Origin of the sequence: Streptomyces sp. NBC_01232 (assembly GCF_035989885.1) — a bacterium.
GTDB lineage: Bacteria > Actinomycetota > Actinomycetes > Streptomycetales > Streptomycetaceae > Streptomyces.
This window is the reverse complement of the sequence record NZ_CP108518.1, coordinates 7171560-7192365: the sequence shown is the minus strand read 5'-3', so window position 1 is coordinate 7192365 and position 20806 is coordinate 7171560. Positions and strand designations below refer to the sequence as shown.

Below are 20806 nucleotides of genomic sequence, written 5' to 3'. Positions count from 1 at the left end.
AGCGATTCATTCGCTTTAAGTGACCGTAGGCCCTACCGTGGACTAACGCAAGAAGTTAGCTTTAAGGCGGCGTGATGGTTCCTCGTTCCGCCGCTCCCTCTGAAGGAAGGCCGTGCATGTCCGCCTCAGACCCCACCCCTCCCGAAGCCGTCCGCCGGACCGAACGGTCCGGCCCGACGCCGTCCCATGACCGCCGCGCGGAAGTGGAGGCCACCGCCGGCCACATCCATTCCGTCGTATCGCTCCTGCGGGAACTGGACTTCGGCGAGACACCGCCCGCCGCGGCGTACCGCGCGGGAGGGGAACAGCACGATGCAGCCGTATGAGCTGACCGTGGCCGAAGCGGCCGAGGCCGTACGCACCGGGCAGGTCTCGCCGGTCGAACTGGTCGAATCGACGCTGGAGCGCATCGCGCAGGTCGAACCGCACCTGCGGGCCTTCACCATCGTGACGGCGGACCGTGCGCGCGCTGCGGCGCGCCGCGCGGAGACCGAGGTCGCCGGTGACGCGCACCGCGGGCCCCTGCACGGGATACCGGCCGCCCTCAAGGACCTCATCGACGTCGCCGGGCTGGCGACCAGCGCCAGCTCCCGGGTACGGGCGGGGCACCGCGCGGAGAGCGACAGCACCGTCGCCGCGCGGCTCGCCTCGGCCGGGGCCGCGCTCGTCGGCAAGACGCACACGCACGAGTTCGCCTACGGCCTGATCACCCCTCAGACGGTCAACGCCCGCAACCCGGCCCGGGTGGCGGGCGGTTCCAGCGGCGGATCCGCCGTCGCCGTGGCCGCGGGGGCGGCCCCCTTCGCCCTGGGCACCGACACCGGCGGGTCGATCCGGGTGCCCGCGGCCCTGAACGGGGTCGTCGGGCTGAAGCCGACGTACGGGCTGGTGCCGCGCCACGGCGTGACCTCGCTGGCCTGGTCGCTCGACCACGTCGGCCCGCTCACCCGCACCGTGGAGGACGCGGCGCTGGTCCTGGCCGCCCTGGTCGGGCACGACCCGCGCGACCCCGCGTCCGTCGCGGCACCGGCCGTGGACCACCGGCCCGGCCCCGGCACGGATCTCACGGGTCTTCGGGTGGGGGTGCCGGGCAACTACTACTTCGACCGGGTGGACCCCGAGGTGGAGGCCGCGGTCCGCCGGGCGATCGGGCGGCTGGAGGAGCTCGGCGCCCGGCTCGTCGACGTGGAGATCCCGATGACGCGCTACGTCCGGGCCACCCAGTGGGGCCTGATGGTGCCCGAGGCCTCCGCGTACCACGAGCGGACGCTGCGGGCGGTGCCCGACCTGTACGGGGCCGACGTCCGGGTCCTCCTGGAAGCCGGCGAGCTCATGACCGCAGGGGACTACCTGCGGGCCCAGCGCGCCCGCACCCTCATGCGGCAGGCCTGGCAGGACATGCTGGAGGCGGTCGACGTGATCGCCGCACCGACCGTACCGCTCACCGCCGTCGAGACCGGCCGGACCAGCGTGACCTGGGGTGACGGCAGCGTGGAGAGCGTCTCCGACGCGTACGTACGACTGTCGGCCCCGGCCAACCTCACCGGCGTTCCCGCACTGAGCCTGCCCGTGGGCCTGGACCCGGCCGGGCTGCCCATCGGCATGCAGCTCATGGGGAGGCCGTTCGGCGAAGCCGCGGTGCTGCGTGCGGGACACGCCTACGAGCGGACCGGCACGGCCCTCGGCCTGGCTCCGGTCCCGGTCCCGTAGACACCGGCGCGCGGCGCACCGGATTCGGCGTGCGGGTCGCGCCCGTGCGCCGAACCAGCGGTGCCGGCAGCGTAGTTGAGCCAGTCACGGCGGCCGGGGCCGGCGCGTCTGGTGAGGGTGACCGTGGCTATGTAATGTCACATCGCATGATGCTCTTACGGCGTGCGGCGTCGGCCGCAGCCCTTCTCGCCACCGTCCTTCCCCTGGCAGTCTCCTCCCCCGCGCACGCCGCCGACGGCGCCTCCTCCTGCCGCACCTCCGCGTCCGTACCGCTCGACGCCGAGCAGGCGCGCCTCGCGGACGCGCGCACCACGGCGCTCGTCGAGCGCGGCGGCCTCGGGGACTTCGTACGGCGCTTTCCCGCCGCGCTGTGCGCGACCCGCAGCCCCGCCGAGGCCGGCCGGCTGGTCGACTCCTGGGGCGAGGCGCTCTGGCAGGCCTCCGTGCGGCGGGCCCAGGGACAGCGGCCCGGTGGCGACCTCGCCCCCGGCGACGACCGGCCGCTGTACTGGGCGCGGCTCGGCATGACCGCCGTACTCGCCCGCTGGCAGCCGGAGTTCACCGTCGACCGGGCCGCACTGCGCGCGCGATTCGAGGACACCTCCCGCGGGCTGACGAACAACGCCTTCCGGACCGCGCCCGGCGTGCGACGCGTCTTCATCAGCGGGTTCGACCCCTTCGGGCTCGACGCCGAGATACGCCGGGCCAACCCGTCCGGATCGGCCGCCCTCCAGCTCAACGGCCGGCGCGTGACGCTCGCCGACGGCAGCGTCGCCGAGATCCGAGCCGTCGTCCTCCCCGTGCGCTACGCCGACTTCGACGCGGGCATGGTGGAGCGGGCGTTCGCCCCGCGCATGGCCGGCGGCCCCTCCTCGGCGGACATCATCACCACCGTCAGCCAGGGCTACCCCGGCATCTTCACGCTGGAGGCCTGGGCGGGCCGGGCCCGGTCCGCCGACCCGTACCCCGACAACGTGCGCGCCCTCTCCGGCGGCACCCGCGAACGTCCGGTGACCGCCCCCGGCCTCGGCCCGGGCCCGGAGTTCATCCGCACCACGCTCCCTGCAGACGCGGTCACCGGCGCCGTGCAGAGCCCGTACCCGGTCCTCCTCAACAACGACGTGACCGAGATTCCGGCGGGCGCCGCGGCTCCCGTCGACCGGACCGACGGCCCGACGCCGGGCTCGCGCGCCGTGGCGGGCGGCGGGGGCGGCTACCTGTCCAACGAGGTGGCCTACCGCTCCAACCGGCTGCGCTCCGAACTCGCCCCTCACCTGCCCGGCGGCCATCTCCACACGCCGGTCCTCACCGGCCTGCCGGCCGACCCCCAGCAGCTGACCGGCGCCGAGTTCGAACGCAACGAGACCGCGATCACCGCCGAGGTCCGCGCGGTCCTCGAACACGCCGCGGTGCGGCGTCCGTAGCAGCGCCCCGCCTGCGGTGCGTGCACCTGCCATGGGGCAGGATGGCAGCCCGTTCCGGATGCGTACACATGCCCGAACGAGGCTTCATGCACGACAAACTGACAGGTGACAAGGTGACGACACACCTCATACGACGGCCGGCAGCGTCCGCCACCACGGCCCGGGGCCGGCGCCGCGGAACGGAGGGCGTCCGTTGAACCGGGATCTCGTCCTGCACGACTGGCTGGTCGCCGGCATCGCACTGGCGGCGGGCGCCGCGGCCGGGCTGCTGCTGCGCGCCCTCCTGCGGTGGCTGGGGCGGCACGCCGAGCGGACCCGCTGGCGGGGCGACGACATCATCGTCGACGCGCTGCGCACCATCGCCCCCGGCGCCGCCCTCATCGCCGGCGCCGCGGTGGCGGCGACGACCCTGCCGCTCACCGCGCGGCTCTCGGGGTTCGTCAACCAGTCGCTGACCGCACTGCTCGTCCTCATCGCCACGCTCAGCGCGGCGCGGGTCGTCGCCGGGCTCGTCCAGTCCGTGGCGGGGGCCCGCACCGGAGTGGCCGGGTCGGCGAGCATCTTCGTCAACATCACCCGGATCGTGGTCCTCGTGATGGGCGTGCTCGTCGCCCTGGAGACCCTGGGCGTGTCCATCGCGCCCCTGGTCACCGCCCTCGGCGTGGGCGGTCTGGCGGTGGCCCTGGCGCTCCAGGACACCCTCGCCAACCTCTTCGCCGGCGTGCACATCCTCGCATCGAAGACCGTGCAGCCCGGTGACTACATCCGGCTCACCAGTGGCGAGGAGGGCTACGTCGTCGACATCAACTGGCGCAACACCGTGGTGCGCAACCTGTCGAACAACCTGGTCATCATCCCCAACGGCCGCCTCGCGCGGACGAACATGACCAACTTCACCCAGCCGGAGGCGCAGTTCTCGATCCTGGTGCAGGTGGGCGTGGGGTACGAGAGCGACCTGGAGCACGTCGAGCGCGTCACCCTCGACGTGGTCGACGCCGTGATGACGGAGGTGAACGGCGCAAACCCGGAGCACGAAGGGGCCGTCCGTTTCCACACGTTCGCGGACTCCCGGATCAACTTCACGGTGATCCTGGGCGTCGGCGAGTTCAGCGACCAGTACCGGATCAAGCACGAGTTCATCAAGCGTCTGCACCAGCGGTTCCGGGCCGAGGGCATCTCGATCCCCGCCCCGACGCGTACGGTCGCGCTCCACCAGGAGGACGTCCAGGTGTCGCCGTCGCCGCCGTCCTCGGCGCACGCGCCCGTCCCGCACCAGCGCGAGTCGTCCCCCTCGGCGTCGGCGTCCGCGTCGGCGTCGATGCTCGCGGACAGCGGCCGGTAGGTCTGCGCCACGCCCGGACGCCTGGAACGTCACGCTCCGCACACGTTCCCGGCGTCCGGGTACAAAATCCGTCCGCAGTGCGTCAAGACCTCACCATGGAGGGTGGCTCTCCGCTCACCGTTGGGCAGGTTCCGATCCGGGATCGTCACGTCCGGACGGAAGGCATCGCATGCCCGGGTACCGACTGCACGACCGCGCCGCGCTGTTCGGGGCCCTCGTGGTGCCCCTCCTCGTGGCACTCGCGCTCGTTCCGTTCCGTACGCGTCTTTCCCCGACCAACGAGGCACTGATCCTGGTCGTGGCCGTCGTCGCGATCGCCGCCTCGGGCACCCGGGCGGCCGCGGCCCTGGCCGCGCTCTCCGCGGCGGCGTGGTTCGCCCTCCTCCTCCTGGCCAGGCCGTACGAGCGGTTCACCTTCGCCGACCGGGACGAGCTCCAGACCGCCGCACTGCTGCTCGTCGTCGCACTGATCGTCTCGCAGCCGGCCGTCCGTGCCCGCAGACTGCACGCGGACGTCGCGACCGGGGCCGCGCACCTGTCCAGCCTCCGCGGCACCGCCCTGCTGACCGAGCGGGGCGGATCGCCGGACGCCGTGGTCGAGTTCGTCCGCGGGGAGCTCGTCGCCCTGCTGGGACTGCGCGGCTGCCGCTTCGAGTACGGAACCCTGATCGGGCGCCGGCCGCGGCTGGAGCACGACGGCGGTCTGTGGCTGCGCCGCGGCAGCGAGGTCACCGAGTACGCCGCCTGGCCGGACGGCGAGACCGAGCTGCGGGTGGTCGGGGGCGGGCACTACTACGGCCGGTTCCTCCTCGACCCGTTCCCCGGCCACGCCCTGCCCGCCGAGGACGCGCGTGCGGTGGCGCTCGCGCTGGCCGCCCTGGCGGGCGCCGCCCTGGACACGGCCGGTGTGTCCCACCGGGGCTGAGCGCCGCTCACGGCCTGCCGCGGTGGACGCGGGCCAGGACGAGGACCGTGTCGTCGGTCGGCGGGTCGGGCAGCAGGCTCGCGAGCATGCGGTCCGCCATCTCCTCCAACGGCGCTCCGTCCCTGCCCAGTTCGGCGCGCAGCGCGTCCAGGCCCACTTCGATGTCCCGGTCCCGCGCCTCGATGAGGCCGTCGGTGTAGAGGGCGAGGGTCGAGTGCTCGGGCAGTTCGATCTCGGTCATCCGGAACGGGGAGCCGCCGACGCCCAGCGGGACGCCCAGGACCGCATCGACCGTCTCCACCGTGCCGTCCGGCCGGAGCACCAGGGGCGGAGGGTGGCCGGCGCTGGCGATGCGGGCTCGACCGGTCCGGGGGTCGTAGACGATGTACAGGCAGGTCGCGAGCTCGATGCCGGCCTCCTGGGCGCACGCGTCGAGTTCGGTGAGCAGGTCGGCAGGCTCGCTGCCGTGCCGGGCCAGCGCCTTGGTGGTGATGCGGAGGTGGCCCATGGCGGCTGCCGCCGACACCCCGTGTCCCATCACGTCGCCCACGACGAGGGCGACCCGGCCGTCGGGCAGGTTGATCACGTCGTACCAGTCGCCGCCGACCTCGGTGATCCTGCTGCCCGGCACGTACCGGTGGGCCACGTCCACGTACGGGCTGGCGGCGAGCGTGGTGGGGAGCAGGGCCCTCTGCAGGGTGAGCGCGATGTCCTGGACGCGGCTGTAGAGACGGGCGTTGTCCAGGCAGATCGCAGCGCGCGAGGCGAGTTCACCGGCCAGGCTGACGTCCTCCTCGGAGAAGGGCGGACGGGCGGCGGACCGGCCGAACATGGCGATGCCCTGCACGGTGCCCCGGGCGATCAGCGGGGCGACGAGGATGCAGGCCACGCCGCTCTCGCCCATGATCTTCGTGCGTGACTCGGTGACGACGGTCCGGGCCAGGAACTCCTCGTCCACCATGGCCGAGACGGCGCGGCCGGTGCGCAGCATGTCGTGGATGACGGAGCCCGGCGGGTAGCGGACCTTCTCCACCCCGCTCACGAGTTCCACGGCCGGCTCGGCGAGGAGCGTCCCGGAGGCGATCCGGCGGGTGAACAGGGGTCGCTCCGGATCAAAGTCCTCCGTCTCGTCCATCCACTCGACGACCTCGACCACGGCGCCGTCGCAGAAGTCCGGCATCGACGCGTCGACCAGTTCCTGGGCGGTGAGGTTCACGTCCAGGGTGGTCCCGATCCGGGTGGAGGCCCCGTCGAGGAGCGCCAGCCGGCGACGGCTGGCGGTGGCTTCCAGGATGGCTCGTTCCCGGTCGGTCACGTCCACCATCAGCCCGCCCACGCCGGGGTTCGAGCCGACGGCCTGGCTCAGCGGGAAGAAGCTCACGGAGCGGACCTGGTCGCGGTCGGGGTGTCCCCGGGGGCGCACGCCGACCAGGGTGCCGACGACGGGCGCTCCGCCGAGGGCGACGGCGCGGAGCATGCGCTCGTACTCACCACCGTCGGACATGATCATGACCTCGTCCATGCGCCGCCCGAGGTGGGCCTCGATCGGCAGGCCGTCCATGTCGGCGAGCGCCTGGTTGAGGTGGATGTAGCGCAGATCCGGGTCGAGCATGACCAGGCCGATCGGGCAGGTCTCGAAGAGTGCGTCGAGGAAGGCGAGATTGGTCTTGACCCGGTCGAGTGCGTCGCTGCGGCTCGCCAGGACCATCACCACCGAGGGGCCGCCGGTTCCGGTCACGGAGAAGGAGCGGAAGCCGCAGTCGAAGGCCGTGCCGTCCTGGTGGCGGACCGTCAGCCTCCCCCGCCAGTAGCCGCGGGTGCGGCCCTGTTCCGTCAACCGGGCGCAGGACGCGGATTCGCCCCCGGAGCCGTCGGCGAAGAGAACGGCGCCGGGCCGCGCGAGGACGGCGGGCGGGTCGTACCCGAAGAGGGCGCCCGCGCCGGGCCCCCAGTAGCAGACGAGGTCGTTGTCATCGATGCCGAGGACGGCCACGGGCACGCGCTCCAGCAGCGCCCCCGGCTCGGACCAGATCGGGCCGTGGATCTCCTCGCCCCCCGGCTGGGCCGATGGCACGAGACGTCCCCTTCCGCACGCCGTTCCTTGCACATCATTATGCGGACACGGTATGCGGACGCGCCGGGTGTCGCGCGGCAGGCGCCGCGCCCCGGCCCGCCCGCCGGGGACATCCCCACGACCTGACCATCGAGTGGTCCGGCATCTGCAAGATGCAGTAACGTTCTTCCTTGCAAATGCGCGCCTGAATCACTCTTTCTCCTCTTGGACGATTCACCGTGCCAGGACGGGCCGGACCAGCGCGATTCCGTGCCCGGAACCAGGAGCCGTCCCGGGCCGGCTCCTGTTGACTGGCCGTGGCCACCACCCTCCGGACCGCTTGGCGGCTCTCGCGGTCCGGAACGGCCTGGTGCAGGAAGCCCCTGCGTGCCGATCGCGGTGTTCGGCGCGCAGGGGCTCCGCCGACAGAAGGCGGTCCGGCCTGTCGGCGCATCCGTACGCCGGCGCACCCGTACATCGTGGAGCCGGGACGGCCCGCGTTTCGACACACCGGCACCTGCCGTGCCCGCCGGGCTCCAGCATGATCGATCCCGTGCACCGCACCGCACCCCGGCGCAGGCGCACGCGCCGCGGCCCCCGCCGCACTTCCTTCGATCACGGGAGTCCGACCCATGTCCGACATCAGCGTGCGTTCCGTTCGGGACGGGGACTTCGCCCAGTGGCGCGCCCTGTACCGCGGCTACGCCGACTTCTACAAGGTGGAGCAGACCGAGGAGGCCGCCGCCACGGTGTGGTCGTGGGTGACCGACCCCGCCCACGAGGTCGGCGCGCTGGTGGCCGAGGACGCCGGGGGCCGGCTCCTGGGCCTTGCGCACTACCGGCCGTTCGCGCGCCCGCTCTCCGCGACGGTGGGCTGCTTCCTCGACGACCTGTTCGTGGCACCGGAACACCGCGGCTCGGGCGCCGCCGACCTGCTGCTCGGTGCGCTGCGCGAGCTCGCGGCAGAGCGGGGCTGGAGCGTGGTCCGGTGGATCACGGCCGACGACAACCACCGTGCGCGTTCCAAGTACGACCAGGTGGCCACCCGGACCATGTGGGTCACCTACGACATGGCCCCCTGAACACCGCCCGGGGGCGCCGTCGCAGCTTCGGAGCGGTGGCGGTCAGGCCGGCAGGTCCATCAGGAGCAGCGGGGTCGTGGTGGGCTGCCGGGATCCTCCGGAAGGTTCGAGGCTGAGGCCGACCGCGTCGGCGCCGGCGGCGTCGCCGTCGATGAGTACGGTGCCGTCCCGCTGGATGAATCCGGCCGGGCTCATGGTGCCCTCGTGGTCCAGCCAGAGCTGGTAGGTCGTGCCGGGGACGGGGGCAGGCAGGCCGCTCGCGGTGAAGACGGCCTTGTTGCGCACCGCCGAGGAGACGACGGCGGCCGAGGCTCCGTTGCTGGTGCGTCCATGGGCGGCGCGGGCATCGGGAGCGGTCAGGACCGTGGTGACGTCGTCCAGGCGCTGTTCGCTCTGGCGGGCCTGCTGTTCGTAGCGGCGGCTCTCCTGGTGCTGCCACGCGGCCAGACCTGCGAACAGGGCGCCGGCCGTCACGCTCGCGGCCACGGTGAACAGGGCGGCCCTGCGGCGCAGCGCGCCGCGCAGCGGGACCGGGGACAGCACGGAACTCCGGGGCGGGAGCTGGCGCACGCCGTCGACGGCGGCCATGGCCTGCTGCTTCATGGCGGCGGGCGGCGGCTGGCCCACGGCGGCGGCCAGACGTGCGGCGGTGGCCCGGAACTCGGCGACTTCCTGGCGGCATTCCTCGCAGCGGGCGAGGTGGGCGGTGAACGGCTCGCGTTCGCCGGGGTCGAGGGCGTCCAGGGCGTAGGCGGCGGTGAGGGCGTGGACGTCGGTCCGGGGCCGGTTCATGTGGTCACCCCCATGCAGTCGCGGAGCCGGATCAGTCCGTCGCGCATGCGTGTCTTGACGGTGGGGAGCGGCGCGCGCAGGACTTCGGCGACTTCGCGGTAGGTCAGGCCCCGGTAGTAGGCGAGGGTCACCGCCTGCCGCTGGAGTTCGGTGAGGCCGCGCAGGCAGCGGCGGACCTGTTCGCTGTCCAGCCGGATCTCGACCTGCTCGGCGACCTCGTCGAAGGCCGTCCGGTGCTCGCGGGCGGCCTGCGCGCGTTCCCGGTCGGCGGACGCCTGGGCGGAGCGGACCCGGTCCACGGCCCGCCGGTGGGCGATGGTCGCCGCCCAGGTGGTGACGCTGCCGGCGTCGGGGCGGTAGCGGGCGGCCTGCCGCCACAGGTCGATCATGACCTCCTGGGCGACCTCCTCGGACTGGGCCCGGTCGCGTACGACCTTGATCACGATCCCGAGGACCAGGGGGGCGAGGGCGTCGTACAGGACGGAGAACGCCTGTTTGTCGCCCTGGGCGACCTGCCCCATGACCTGGGCCAGGTCGGTGCGGTCGGCGGGGCCGGGGCCGAAGGGCATCGGCTGGTTCACAGGGCGGGCTCCGGCCGGGGGCGGGGCGTCCATCGCATGGTGGTCCTTGTCCGGGGGGTGAGTCTCATGGTTCTTCGTAGCGGACGTGCGTGCGGATGGGAGCGCGTTCACGCTCGGGAACTGCCGTCGGTTCCCTCCTTGGAGGGAACCGCGCCGTCGGCCGCCGGGCGTCAGGCGTCGGGCCAGGTGAGTACGGCGATGACCTGCTTGCCGCGCGGCGAGCGGCTGACGAAGAGGTCGGCTCCGAGCGCCCGGACGATCTGCAGCCCGCGCCCCCGCGTGGCGAGCACCCCTGGGCCGCCGCCCCGCTGCGGCAGGGAGAGTGAGCCGTCGCTGACGCAGATGCCCGCCCGCCCGCTCTCCAGGCTGATCGTGAGCGCGTACGGGGGCATGGCGTGCCGGACGGCGTTGGTGACCAGCTCGGAAGCGATCAGCAGGATGTCGCAGGCAGTCTCGTGCGGGCAGCGCCCGGGGTGCAGGGCCAGGGTGCGCGCGGCGCTGCGGCGGGCTTCCCGGGCGGCCTGCGGCCCTGACGGCAGTGGGTGGTGCACGGTCCCCGGCCGCGCCGGGGATGCGGTTGCGGTGTCCATGACTCTTCCTCGGGAACGGACGGGGTTCCGGGGCGGTGACCCCGGAACCCCTGTGTGCCGGTCGGTCCGCGCTACCACTTGCCGTGGCAGTTCCAGTGGCCCGGGACCCAGTGCTTGGCCCAGTGGCCGGAATTCCAGTTCTGCTTCGAGTGGTCCTTGCCCCACCAGCCGTCGTGCCCGCTGCCGTGGCGCCACTTCGATTCCCAGTGGCCCTTCACCCAGGTGCACCGCTCATGGCGGTCCCACCGGTCCCACCGGTTCTGTCGGTGGTCACGGTCGCGGTCGCGGTCACCGGTGAGCGTCGAGGTCACCGTGGCGGATGCCGCGGGGGCGGCGTTCGCGGTGCCGGCGAGGCCCAGCAGCGACCCGCCGGCCAGCAGTCCGGCCGACGCGGCCCCCACGAGCAGACGCCGCGTGTGCAGCGAACCGGTCATCGCACTCACCTCCTTCCCTTCATCGGACGGTCGGTTCAACGGCCCCTTCAGCCTCAGGAGCCTCACCAGGGATTCGCCACGACCCGGGTGAGGGATTGGAAAAACCTCATTGATGACCAAAACGGACCGGCGAGAGGATCCGGGCCGGCTACCAGCGAGTACCGCATTTGCTAGGTGAAATCACTGGTTCGACTGCAGCTGCCGCCCAGTCTGGCTGATACATTCCGCATGCGCAATCCGCACACCCCGTCCCGTCGCCGCTGTCCCCGATCCGGGTCGACGCCGTGCGGGCACCTCGGTCGGACCGAAGTCCCGAGAACCACCACGGATGCGTCGGAGGCCGTGCGGCCACGGCCGCCTGCAAGCCGAGATCCACCTCCGAAGGGGAGATTCTGATGCGAAAGATGCTTCTGCGGCGCCCTGCCGCCAGGAAGGCGCTGGTCGTGGGCGCCCTGCTGGCCCTTGCCGTGCCGGGAATCGCGTACGCCAACACGGTCGGCGTGACCGTGAAGACCCCGGGCGCCACCATGGGGCCCGGCTCGCCCTTCTCCGAGATATCGACGAACGCCGCCTGCAGCAGCGGCCTGATCTCCGGTGGCGGTGTCAACCAGGCCATCGGCACCGGCACATCGTCGAACGGCAACAAGATCAACGGCACCTCGCCGAGCCCCGACGGCAGCACCGAGTACACCGGCTCCACCGGCGTGGTCGGTACCGACGTGACCCACTGGCTCGGCATCGGCGGCAGCGGCGGCGCGGTGAACGCCTCCTTCTCCAGCACGCCGTACGCGATGTGCTTCACCAGCAGCCTGATCAACCACACCCAAGTGGTGATGAACAAGCTCGCCGGGCCGACGAGCAGCGGCACGGTGGGCCTGGTCACGGCCACCTGCCCGGCCAACACCCGGCTGCTCGGCGGCGGCGCCCGCATCACCCCGGCCGGCGTCGGCAGCCTCAAGCCGATCGCGAGCTTCCCCACCTTCAACGACTCCGCCCACGGTTTCGGCCAGAAGGCCGCGGCCGACGGTGAGAGCGACCCCGACTCCTGGAGCGCGGTCGGCTGGAACGGTGGCGGCGGCAACAGCAACAACACCACGTACGCGTACGCGATCTGCAGCGGCACCAACATCGACGTCAGTGGCGCCACGGTCACGGTCCGCCACAGCGAGGTGAGCGGTCCGACCGCGGCGACCAGCGGCCAGACCGTCACGGTCGGCTGCGGCGGCAACGACGGAAAGCTGGTCGGCGGCGGCGCCGCGATCAGCGGAGGCAACGTCACGACCACCAGCTTCACCGGGCCCGGTTCCGTCGGCGACCACCTCAACGGCAGCTACCCCAGCAACTCCGGCGGCACCCCGGTCGGCGACGGAACCACCACCGCCTCCTACTGGACGGCCGTCACCCACACCGGCGGGGGCAGCTCTCCGGGCACCTACTCCGACGCCTGGGCGCTCTGCGCCGACGACGGCGTCTGAGCCACCGACAGCAGCGCACCTCTTCCCAAGTACTCTCGTTTGGAACCTCGTTGAGACTCTTCAGATCCAAGGCAGCAGTATCGGCCGGCGTGACCGGTCTGCTGGCAGCCGTGCTGGCGGCGGTACCCGCGACCGCCGATCCGGCCCAGGCACCATCGCCGTCGCCCTGCGGCGCGGGCGGCACGTTCACCGCCTCACCCCCCGCCTGCACCTACACGGCGGTCGGTACGGACCTCTTCACCGTCCCTGAGGGCGTGAGCGCGGCGACCATCGACGTGTTCGGCGCCGAGGGCGGCAGCGCGGCCGGCTTCGTCACCCCCAACCCCCCGAACGAGGGGGCACCCGGCGGGCTCGGCGGCGGGACCCGCGCGACCTTCGCCGTGAGCGCCGGGCAGAACCTGCAGATCACGGTGGGCGGCGCCGGGAGTTCCGGCAGCTCGCGGCGCGGCGAGTACGCCCGGCCCGGCGGCACGGGCCACGGGGCCGGAGGCGGCGGCGCGCACGGCGGGGGCGGCTCCGGCGGCGGCGCCACCGACGTACGCGTCGGCGCCTTCGGCCCGGCCGACCGGATCCTCGTCGCCGGTGGCGGCGGGGGCGCCGGCAACGGCGGGCCCCTGCTGCGCGGCGGCCACGGCGGCGGCCCGGCCGGCGAACCCGGCGGACAGGGCGGCGGCCAGCCGGGATCCGGCGTGGCGGGCGGCGGCGCGACCCGGAGCGCCCACGGCACCGGCAGCCCCAACTCCGCCCTCGGCGGCCCCGGAACGGCCGGGAGCGACATCGACCCCAATACCGGGCAGCCCAATCCGGGCAGCGGCGGCCCCGGCGGCAACGGCGCACGCGGCGGCAACGGCGGCGGAGGCGGGGGCGGCGGCTACTTCGGCGGCGGAGGCGGCTCCGGCGGCGGGAACCCCGACAACCTGTACGGGGCCGGTGGCGGGGGCGGCAGCGGCTTCGCGGCCCCCGCGGCGACCGACGTTTCCCTGCTGCCCGGTGTGAACCGCGGCAACGGCCGGGCCGTCGTCTCGTTCCGCTACACGGCCACGCTCACGGTGGCCGCCGACACGGCCGCACCGCTGTTCGGGCACCCCGTCACCCTGACCGCCGCCGTCTCCGCGGCCGGCCCGGTGACGCCGGGCGGGACGGTCACCTTCTTCGACGGGACGACCCCGCTGGCGGCCGTGCCCCTCGACGGCGGCCGGGCCCTGCTGCGCACCGCCGCGTTGCGGCCCGGCCCCCACGCGATCACCGCGTCGTACGGCGGGGACACGAGCCACGCGCCGGGGGCGACGGCGGCGCCGTCCGAGGTCACCGTCGGCTTCAGCCGGCCGTGCATCACGACGGCCCGCGTCGGCACCCTGACGGTGGCCGCCGGCCAGGCGCTCTGCATCGCCTCCGGCGGCAGCCAGACCGGTCCCGTCAAGGTGGCGCCGGGCGGGTCCCTGGCCGTCACGGACGCCCGTGTCACGGGCCCGGTGTCCGCCGAGGGCGCGCTCGCCGTCACCATCTGCCACTCACGTCTCACCGGCCCCGTCTCCGTCACGGGAAGCACCGGCCACGTCCTGGCCGGCTCGGACCGCGAGACGGCCGGGTGCGGCGGCAACACCTTCCAGGGACCGCTGACCCTGGAGGGCAACACCGGCGGTCTCCAGGCTTCGGCCAACACGGTCATTGGACCGGTTCGGATCGACGGCAACAGCGGCAATGGACCACTGCCCGACGCGGGCGCCCCCGCGTTCCGGGCCAACCAGGTCACCGGACCCCTGCGCTGCGAGGGCAACGCACCGGAGCTGGTTCACACGGGCACCCTCGTCCAGGGGCCCCGGTCCGGCCAGTGCCGCACGGCTTCCTAGTGCTGTGGCCGGAAAGGTGTGCCGGGGTCGCGGTGTCCGGTGCGGTGCATCGCAAGGCGGAGGGCCGCGGCTCGTACTGGACGTACTTGCGTGGTCCGACAACGCGGCGAGGTGCCGTGCCGGGCGCCGCGACCCGGTGGACCTTTCCGGTCACAGCACTAGCAGAGTCGGCGGCGGGCGGCGGCACGTGCTGACGGGAGGCACCCGGGACCGGCGGTCCCGGGTGCCTCCTCGTCCGGAGCTGCGCGGCGCCGCCTATGCTGCGGGCGTGCCGACGTACTCCCTGGGGCAGGCCGCCCAGCTGCTGCGCGTGAGCCCCGAGACCGTCCGCCGTTGGACGGAGACGGGCCGGCTGGCCGCCGGCCGTACCGCGGACGGGTCGCGGACCGTCGACGGCGCGGTCCTCGCCGCCTTCGCCGAGGAACGGGCGGCCGGGCTGCACCGGTTGCCGCCGGGCGCCGCCCTCACGTCCGTCCGCAACTCCTTCGCCGGGATCGTCACCGCCGTACGGCTCGACGACGTCGCCGCCCAGGTGGAGATCCAGTCGGGTCCGCACCGCGTGGTGTCCCTGGTGACCCGGGAGTCGGTCGAGCAGCTCGGCATCGTGGTCGGATCGACCGTCACGGCCCGGGTCAAGTCCACCGAGGTCCACATCGAACTGCCGTAGGCCCCTCGGCCCTGCCCCTCCCGGCCGCGGCTCCCCGACCGCCGCGCCCGTCAGCCGCAGCGCAGCGCCGCGTACAGGTCCAGCTTGTGGTCGAGGCGGGACAGGTCACGGCCCGTCAGGACCTCCACCCGCTCGATCCGGTAGTGCACGGTGTTCACGTGCAGGTGCAGTGCCTCCGCCGTGCGCGCCCAGGAGCAGTTGTTGGCCAGGAAGACCTCCAGGGTTTCCCGCAGCATTCCGTCCCCGAGCGCCCCGAGGATCCGCGCCCCGTACACCGACCGCACCTCCGGCGGGATCCCCGCCATCAGCTCCCCGAGCGTGTCCAGCTGCTCGACCCCGCGCACCGGGACCGCCTCGTCCGCCGCGGTCAGGGCGAACCGGGCCTGGCTGAGCGAGGCCCGCAGCCCCTCCAGGCCCCCGGCTCGGATCCCGAGGCCCAGGCGGAGCTCGGTCTGCGGTCCCCCGCACTGCTGGAGCATCGGCCACACCGCGCGGAGCCGGCCCGCCACGTCGGTCGCGGCGGCCGGGTCCTCGTACAGCACCGCCGCGGTCCGCCCCACCGCGTACGCGGCGCCCTCCAGGTGGCTGAGCCCCTCCGCCAGCGCGTCGCCCGAGGTCGCCGCCAGTACCCGGTACGAGCCGCCCACCGGCAGGCCGGCCTTGGCGAGCGCCTCTTCCAGGGCTCCGGTGTCCGCGGGCGCGTTCCCCGCGGGCGTCCCCTCCAGGACGCCGATCAGTTCCCGTCCGGCCAGCCGCTGCGCGGCGGCCCGGCGGGTCTGCCCGCTGCGGCACTGGGCGAGCACCTCGGCGATCTCGTGGAGCACCCGCGGGGGCGCCGCGTCCGGGTCCGGGACGTGCAGCTGCCAGGCGTCGTACGGGGAGCTCTCGGCCTCGACGCGCAGCCAGACCCCGCCGCGCGCGGAGGCGGCCGACGCCTGCCGGGCGGGGAGCTCGGGGGCGGAGGGCGTACGGGCCACAGTGCGGCCGCTGGCGGTGAGCAGATAGCAGGACACCCGGCCCAGGTGGGCGCAGGCGCGGTCGAGGAGTTCCTCCGGTCCGGCCCCTTCCTCCACCAGCCGGCTGAGCTCACCGCGCACGTTCTCGGGGAGCGCGAAGAGCCGGGTCGGACGGCGGCTCAGGTCGCCCCACTGGCGCAGGTACACCGCCTCGGTCACCGCCCGGAAGCTGGTGCGCGCGGGGACGGCCACGATCGGCACCCGGTGGGCCCGGCAGGCGGCGACGAGTTCCTCGGGGACCCTGCCGTGGGTCTCCTCGCCGGCCAGCAGGGCGGTGGCTCCGGCGTCGGCGAGGGCGCCGACGAACCGGTCGGCCTTCGTGACGTCGCCCTCGGCCCACCACACCAGTCCGCTCAGTACGAGCTCCCCGGGGCCCAGGAACCGGCCCGGCTCCTCCAGGTCGGTGGCGGTGACCCCGACGACCTCCTGGCCGAGAAGTGCTTCCTCGCCCCAGAGCAGGCTGAGACCGAGGCTGTCGAGCTGGAGCAGGTCCAGGACGTGCATGGCGGGGACTCCTTGCGGTGGGCGATGCCCACATTCGCGAGGTGAACAGAGGCTGAGTCATCGTAAATGCTAGGTGAAGCACACGGTATGCCTCTTGGTTGATCCTCCATGAGTGAGGACTGCGGGGTCGTCCGATTCCGTGGCCGGGACCAGTCGTCCCGGCCCCGCTCCCGTTGCTTCACTGGCGGAAACCCTCCTGTCAGGCCAGAAAGGCTGGTGGCGCGAATTGGATCTCAACACGGTGCTCGACGTACGCGACGCCCGCCGCCGCGAGCCCTGGCGTCCCGGCGACGCCTGGCTCGGCGGCGGTACGTACCTCTTCTCCGAGCCGCAGCCGCACATCCGCCGCCTGGTCGACCTCTCCCGCATGGGCTGGCCGCCGCTGTCCTGGCAGCCCGACGGCTCCCTGGACATCGCCGCGACCTGCACCATCACCGAGCTCTCGCGCTTCGCCCGGACCCTGCCCACGACGGCCGCGCCGCTCTTCGAGCAGTGCTGCCGGGCCTTCCTCGCCAGCTTCAAGATCTGGAACATGGCGACCGTCGGCGGGAACCTCTGCAACGGCCTCCCCGCCGGTCCGATGGTCTCCCTCACGGCCGGCCTCGACGGCACCGTTTTCCTCCAGGGTCAGGACGGCGCGACCCGGCGGATGCCCGTCACCGACTTCATCCTCGGCGCCGGCGTGAAGAACCTGCGCGAGGGCGAGCTGCTGCGGTCCGTCCGCCTGCCCCCGAATGCGCTGGACTCCCGTACGGCCTTCCGGCAGGCGTCCCTGTACGGACTCGGGCGCTCCGGCGCCCTCGTCATCGGGGCCTGCGACCCCGCGGACGGCTCCCTCGCCGTCACGGTCAGCGCCGCCACCACCCGCCCCTTCCGGTTCTGGTTCGCGCTGCCGCCCACCGCCGCCGCACTGCGCGCGGCGATCGACGGCGGCGTCCGGCCCGACGAGTGGTACGACGACATCCACGGACTGCCCGAATGGCGACGCCACATGGCCCTGCGCCTGGCCGAGGAGATCCGCCGCGAGCTCACCAGCGAGGACGACCGATGACGTACGAGATCGAGATCAACAAGCGGCGCTTCGACACCGAGCCCCGGGCCGGCCAGTGCCTGCGCACCTATCTGCGCGAGCGCGGCTGGTTCGGTGTGAAGAAGGGCTGCGATCAGGGCGACTGCGGCGCCTGCACGGTCCACGTCGACGGGCAGCCGGTGCACAGCTGCCTCTACCCGGCCGTCCGCGCCGAGGGCCGGTCCGTCACCACCGTGGAGGGACTGGCCTGCTCCGGCGGCGAACTCCATCCGGCGCAGCAGCAGTTCCTGGACGCCCAGGGCTTCCAGTGCGGCTTCTGCACGGCCGGCTTCCTGATGACCACCGCCGCCCTCCAGGCCGAGGAGGGCACCGCCCACGACGACGGCAAGCTCCAGGACCTCCCGCGCGCGTTCAAGGGCAACATCTGCCGCTGTACGGGTTACCGGGCCATCGAGGACGCGGTGCGCGGGGTGAAGCACACCGAGACCCCGGAGGCCGGAAAGGCCGTGGGCAAGTCCCTGGGCGCCCCTGCGGGACCCCAGGTCGTCACCGGCACGGCCCGCTACACCTTCGACGTCGAGGTGCCCGGCCTGTTGCACATGAAGCTGCTGCGCTCCCCGCACCCGCACGCCCGGATCGTCGGGATCGACATCAGGGACGCCCTCCAGGTACCGGGCGTACACGCCGTGTTCACCCACCACGACGCCCCGGACCGCCTGTACTCGTCCGCCCGCCACGAGCATCCGACCGAGGACCCGATGGACACCCGGGTCCTGGACGACGTGGTCCGCTTCGTCGGCCAGCGCGTCGCCGCCGTGGTCGCCGACAGCGAGCAGGCGGCCGAGGAGGGCTGCCGGCGCGTGCTCGTCACGTACGAGCAGCTCCCGTACGTCATCGACCCGGAGGAGGCCATGCTCCCGGGCGCGCCCGTCCTTCACCCCAAGGGCCCCGGGTCGGGGATCTTCCGCGCCGAGAACAACGTGTGCGGCGAGGTCCACCACACGCTCGGCGACATGGAGAAGGGGTACGCGGAGGCGGACGTCGTCTACGAGGAGACCTACCGGACCCAGCGCGTCCAGCACGCCAGCCTGGAGACCCACGGCAGCGTCGCGTACTTCGAACCCAAGGAGGACGGCGACGGCGAGCGCATCACCGTCCGCTCCTCCACACAGGCCCCTTTCCTGACCCGGCGGGCGCTGTGCGCCCTCTACGACCTGGGTGAGGACGAGGTCCGCGTCGTCGCGGGCCGCGTGGGCGGCGGGTTCGGCGGCAAGCAGGAGATGCTGACCGAGGACATAGTGGTCCTCGCCGCCCTGAAGCTGCGCCGGCCGGTGAAACTCGAATTCACCCGGGCCGAGCAGTTCTACGGGGCCACCACCCGCCACCCCTTCAAGATCACCATCAAGATCGGGGCCACGTCCGACGGCACCCTCACCGCGCTGCGCATCCGCGTGGTCTCCAACACCGGCGCCTACGGCAACCACGGCCCGGCGGTCATGTTCCACAGCGTCGGAGAGTCCTTCGCCGTCTACAAGGCGCCGAACAAGGAGGTGGAGGCGTACTCGGTCTACACCAACGGCGTCCCGGCGGGCGCCTTCCGCGGCTACGGCCTGGGCCAGGTCCTCTTCGCCGTCGAATCGGCGATGGACGAGCTCGCCATCCGGCTCGGCATGGACCCGCTCGTCCTGCGCGAGAAGAACGTCATCGGGCCCGGTGACCACATGGTGACGCCGATCGGTCACGAGGAGGACCTCTTCATCGCCTCGTACGGGATGAAGCAGTGCATGGACGTGGTGCGCAGGGCCATCGCCGAGGACCGCAGCCACGAGGACGTTCCGGAGGGCTGGCTCACCGGGACGGGCGCGGCGGTCGCGATGATCGCGACCGGCCCGCCCGGCGGCCACTTCGCCGATGCCCGGGTCAGTCTGCTGCGCGACGGCACGTACGACATCGCGGTCGGCACGGCGGAGTTCGGCAACGGCACGACCACCGTCCACCAGCAGATCACCGCGGGCGCGCTGAACACGACGGTGGACCGGATCACGGTCCGCCAGTCCGACACGGACGTCGTCCGCCACGACACCGGCGCGTTCGGCTCGGCCGGCACGGTGGTGGCGGGCAAGGCGGTGATGCTGGCCGCCCACTCGCTCGCGGAACGCCTCCTGACCTTCGCGGCCCGGCACACGGGCGTGGCCCGGCACCTGTGCAAGCTGGGCCCCGAGACCTTCGACTGCGCGGGCCGGATCGTCACCCTGAAGGAGCTGTACGAGGCCGCGTACGACAGGGGCAGGCTGGAGGAGCTGGCGGCGGACGGCCACTGGGGCGGCTCGCCCCGCTCGGTGGCCTTCAACGCCCAGTGGTTCCGCCTGGCGGTGGACCCGGACACCGGCGAGATGAAGATCCTGCGCAGCGTGCACGCGGCGGACGCGGGCAAGGTCATGAACCCGATGCAGTGCCGCGGCCAGGTGGAGGGCGGTGTGGCCCAGGCGCTGGGCGCCACCCTCTTCGAGACCGTACGGGTCGACGGGCGCGGGGAGGTGACCACGGCGGCGTTCCGCCGCTACCGGCTGCCCCAGTACGCCGATGTCCCGCGCACCGAGGTTCACTTCATGGAGACCTCGGACGCGATCGGGCCGCTCGGCGCCAAGTCCATGAGCGAGAGCCCCTTCAACCCGGTGGGACCGGCCTTCGCCAACGCCCTGCGGGACGCGACGGGCGTGCGCTTCACCGAAATGCCGGTGACGAGGGATGTGGTCTGGCAGAAGATGCAAGCAGCGAGGGGCTAGATTAGTCTCATATGCGACTCAGATAGTGAGACACGGGTGGCATATACGTTTCCCGAACAGCGACATCTGGGCATCGGATCCGTATGGCCACACTCATGCTGCACGGCGCCCTGGACCGCCCGGCCCTGCTGAGCGTCGCGGACCTGCGGGAATGGGCGCGGCACCGCGCCGAGGTGGTGTTCGACTGCGCGACCAACGGCCCGCAGCACCACGTCTTCGAGGGCGTGCTGCTGCGCGACGTGGTCGCGAGCGCGGGGCCGGGCTTCGACGCGCGGCGCCGCAAGGACCGATCTCGGTTCCTGCTGACCGTCAGCGGCGGGGACGGCCACCACACCGTCCTCGCCTGGGCCGAGCTGGACGCCGATTTCGGGGACAGCCCGGTACTGCTGGCCACCCGTCTGGACGGTGAGGACCTGGACGAGTGCGGGGCGCAGCTGGTGGTCCCCTCGGACCGGTGCGGGGCGCGCTACGTCAGCGCGGTGACGCACGTGTGGTTCGGCGCCCCGGCGGCGCCGGGCATCTGAGCCCTGGTGAGCGCGGCGCGG

18 protein-coding genes are annotated in these 20806 nt (G+C 73.1%); 12 read left to right on the top strand and 6 right to left on the bottom strand.

The annotated features are described in order from the left end of the window. The first annotated feature begins 116 nt into the window (after positions 1 to 116). The 5 genes from OG444_RS33165 (at position 117) to OG444_RS33145 (ending at position 5401) form a co-directional block, all read left to right on the top strand. The gene (locus OG444_RS33165) at positions 117 to 326 is read left to right on the top strand and encodes a hypothetical protein (RefSeq protein WP_327265573.1); all 210 of its coding nucleotides are present in this window, start codon (positions 117 to 119) and stop codon (positions 324 to 326) included. Next, positions 313 to 1710 carry an amidase gene (locus tag OG444_RS33160; protein ID WP_327265572.1) on the top strand — a complete coding sequence of 466 codons (1398 nt, stop codon included), beginning with the start codon at positions 313 to 315 and terminating at the stop codon, positions 1708 to 1710. Before OG444_RS33165 ends, OG444_RS33160 begins: the two co-directional genes overlap by 14 nt. A gap of 146 nt (positions 1711 to 1856) precedes the next feature. Next, positions 1857 to 3134: a pyroglutamyl peptidase gene (locus tag OG444_RS33155; protein WP_327265571.1), complete on the top strand. Its 1278-nt coding sequence runs from the start codon at positions 1857 to 1859 to the stop codon at positions 3132 to 3134. Positions 3135 to 3327: 193 nt separating this feature from the next. Beyond that, positions 3328 to 4476, top strand: a complete 1149-nt coding sequence (locus OG444_RS33150; protein WP_327265570.1) for a mechanosensitive ion channel family protein — start codon at positions 3328 to 3330, stop codon at positions 4474 to 4476. Between the two features lie 169 nt (positions 4477 to 4645). Further along, positions 4646 to 5401, top strand: coding sequence for a DUF4118 domain-containing protein (locus OG444_RS33145; protein WP_327265569.1), 756 nt, complete (start codon positions 4646 to 4648; stop codon positions 5399 to 5401). 7 nt (positions 5402 to 5408) lie between these two features. Here the strand turns inward: OG444_RS33145 and OG444_RS33140 are convergent, their stop codons facing one another. Continuing rightward, positions 5409 to 7475 (bottom strand): SpoIIE family protein phosphatase, encoded by a 2067-nt coding sequence (locus OG444_RS33140; protein ID WP_327265568.1) that lies wholly within the window; start codon positions 7473 to 7475, stop codon positions 5409 to 5411. Between the two features lie 611 nt (positions 7476 to 8086). Here OG444_RS33140 and OG444_RS33135 point away from each other — a divergent pair. Then, positions 8087 to 8536 carry a GNAT family N-acetyltransferase gene (locus tag OG444_RS33135; RefSeq protein ID WP_327265567.1) on the top strand — a complete coding sequence of 150 codons (450 nt, stop codon included), beginning with the start codon at positions 8087 to 8089 and terminating at the stop codon, positions 8534 to 8536. Between the two features lie 42 nt (positions 8537 to 8578). Here OG444_RS33135 and OG444_RS33130 read toward each other — a convergent pair whose 3' ends face one another. The 4 genes from OG444_RS33130 to OG444_RS33115 all read right to left on the bottom strand — a co-directional run bounded on the left by OG444_RS33130 (position 8579) and on the right by OG444_RS33115 (position 10933). Continuing rightward, a complete protein-coding gene (locus OG444_RS33130) occupies positions 8579 to 9328 on the bottom strand; it encodes an anti-sigma factor (protein ID WP_327265566.1) in 750 nt (249 codons plus the stop codon). After that, a complete protein-coding gene (gene sigK / locus OG444_RS33125; protein ID WP_327266998.1) occupies positions 9325 to 9897 on the bottom strand; it encodes an ECF RNA polymerase sigma factor SigK in 573 nt (190 codons plus the stop codon). The genes OG444_RS33130 and sigK overlap by 4 nt, the downstream gene beginning before the upstream one ends. A gap of 182 nt (positions 9898 to 10079) precedes the next feature. Next, positions 10080 to 10499, bottom strand: a complete 420-nt coding sequence (locus tag OG444_RS33120; RefSeq protein ID WP_327265565.1) for an ATP-binding protein — start codon at positions 10497 to 10499, stop codon at positions 10080 to 10082. Positions 10500 to 10570: 71 nt separating this feature from the next. Next, complete coding sequence (locus OG444_RS33115) at positions 10571 to 10933, bottom strand: hypothetical protein (protein ID WP_327265564.1); 363 nt, start codon at positions 10931 to 10933, stop codon at positions 10571 to 10573. A 395-nt stretch (positions 10934 to 11328) separates the two neighbouring features. Here OG444_RS33115 and OG444_RS33110 point away from each other — a divergent pair, with 395 nt between their 5' ends. From OG444_RS33110 to OG444_RS33100, 3 genes are all read left to right on the top strand, one after another. After that, positions 11329 to 12408: a hypothetical protein gene (locus OG444_RS33110; protein ID WP_327265563.1), complete on the top strand. Its 1080-nt coding sequence runs from the start codon at positions 11329 to 11331 to the stop codon at positions 12406 to 12408. Positions 12409 to 12497: 89 nt separating this feature from the next. After that, positions 12498 to 14258, top strand: coding sequence for an Ig-like domain-containing protein (locus OG444_RS33105; RefSeq protein ID WP_327265562.1), 1761 nt, complete (start codon positions 12498 to 12500; stop codon positions 14256 to 14258). Positions 14259 to 14526: 268 nt separating this feature from the next. Beyond that, positions 14527 to 14925: a TOBE domain-containing protein gene (locus OG444_RS33100; RefSeq protein WP_327265561.1), complete on the top strand. Its 399-nt coding sequence runs from the start codon at positions 14527 to 14529 to the stop codon at positions 14923 to 14925. A gap of 50 nt (positions 14926 to 14975) precedes the next feature. Here OG444_RS33100 and OG444_RS33095 read toward each other — a convergent pair whose 3' ends face one another. Then, positions 14976 to 16445 carry a PucR family transcriptional regulator gene (locus tag OG444_RS33095; RefSeq protein ID WP_327265560.1) on the bottom strand — a complete coding sequence of 490 codons (1470 nt, stop codon included), beginning with the start codon at positions 16443 to 16445 and terminating at the stop codon, positions 14976 to 14978. 226 nt (positions 16446 to 16671) lie between these two features. Here OG444_RS33095 and OG444_RS33090 point away from each other — a divergent pair, with 226 nt between their 5' ends. From OG444_RS33090 to OG444_RS33080, 3 genes are all read left to right on the top strand, one after another. Then, positions 16672 to 17496: an FAD binding domain-containing protein gene (locus OG444_RS33090; RefSeq protein ID WP_327265559.1), complete on the top strand. Its 825-nt coding sequence runs from the start codon at positions 16672 to 16674 to the stop codon at positions 17494 to 17496. Further along, entirely contained in the window at positions 17493 to 20261 is a 2769-nt protein-coding gene (locus OG444_RS33085; protein WP_327265558.1) for a molybdopterin-dependent oxidoreductase, read from the top strand. The genes OG444_RS33090 and OG444_RS33085 overlap by 4 nt, the downstream gene beginning before the upstream one ends. Before the next feature lie 83 nt (positions 20262 to 20344). Next, complete coding sequence (locus tag OG444_RS33080; protein WP_327265557.1) at positions 20345 to 20785, top strand: molybdopterin-dependent oxidoreductase; 441 nt, start codon at positions 20345 to 20347, stop codon at positions 20783 to 20785. Positions 20786 to 20806 lie beyond the last annotated feature (21 nt).

Bases quoted from the DNA above. Each gene is read 5' to 3' on its own strand.
- OG444_RS33095 (WP_327265560.1), bottom strand. From the start codon at position 16,445: ATGCACGTCCTGGACCTGCTCCAGCTCGACAGCCTCGGTCTCAGCCTG.
- OG444_RS33145 (WP_327265569.1), top strand. From the start codon at position 4,646: ATGCCCGGGTACCGACTGCACGACCGCGCCGCGCTGTTCGGGGCCCTC.
- OG444_RS33155 (WP_327265571.1), top strand. From the start codon at position 1,857: ATGATGCTCTTACGGCGTGCGGCGTCGGCCGCAGCCCTTCTCGCCACC.
- sigK (WP_327266998.1), bottom strand. From the start codon at position 9,897: ATGCCCTTCGGCCCCGGCCCCGCCGACCGCACCGACCTGGCCCAGGTC.
- OG444_RS33165 (WP_327265573.1), top strand. From the start codon at position 117: ATGTCCGCCTCAGACCCCACCCCTCCCGAAGCCGTCCGCCGGACCGAA.
- OG444_RS33130 (WP_327265566.1), bottom strand. From the start codon at position 9,328: ATGAACCGGCCCCGGACCGACGTCCACGCCCTCACCGCCGCCTACGCC.
- OG444_RS33160 (WP_327265572.1), top strand. From the start codon at position 313: ATGCAGCCGTATGAGCTGACCGTGGCCGAAGCGGCCGAGGCCGTACGC.
- OG444_RS33115 (WP_327265564.1), bottom strand. From the start codon at position 10,933: ATGACCGGTTCGCTGCACACGCGGCGTCTGCTCGTGGGGGCCGCGTCG.
- OG444_RS33085 (WP_327265558.1), top strand. From the start codon at position 17,493: ATGACGTACGAGATCGAGATCAACAAGCGGCGCTTCGACACCGAGCCC.
- OG444_RS33110 (WP_327265563.1), top strand. From the start codon at position 11,329: ATGCGAAAGATGCTTCTGCGGCGCCCTGCCGCCAGGAAGGCGCTGGTC.
- OG444_RS33080 (WP_327265557.1), top strand. From the start codon at position 20,345: ATGGCCACACTCATGCTGCACGGCGCCCTGGACCGCCCGGCCCTGCTG.
- OG444_RS33135 (WP_327265567.1), top strand. From the start codon at position 8,087: ATGTCCGACATCAGCGTGCGTTCCGTTCGGGACGGGGACTTCGCCCAG.
- OG444_RS33120 (WP_327265565.1), bottom strand. From the start codon at position 10,499: ATGGACACCGCAACCGCATCCCCGGCGCGGCCGGGGACCGTGCACCAC.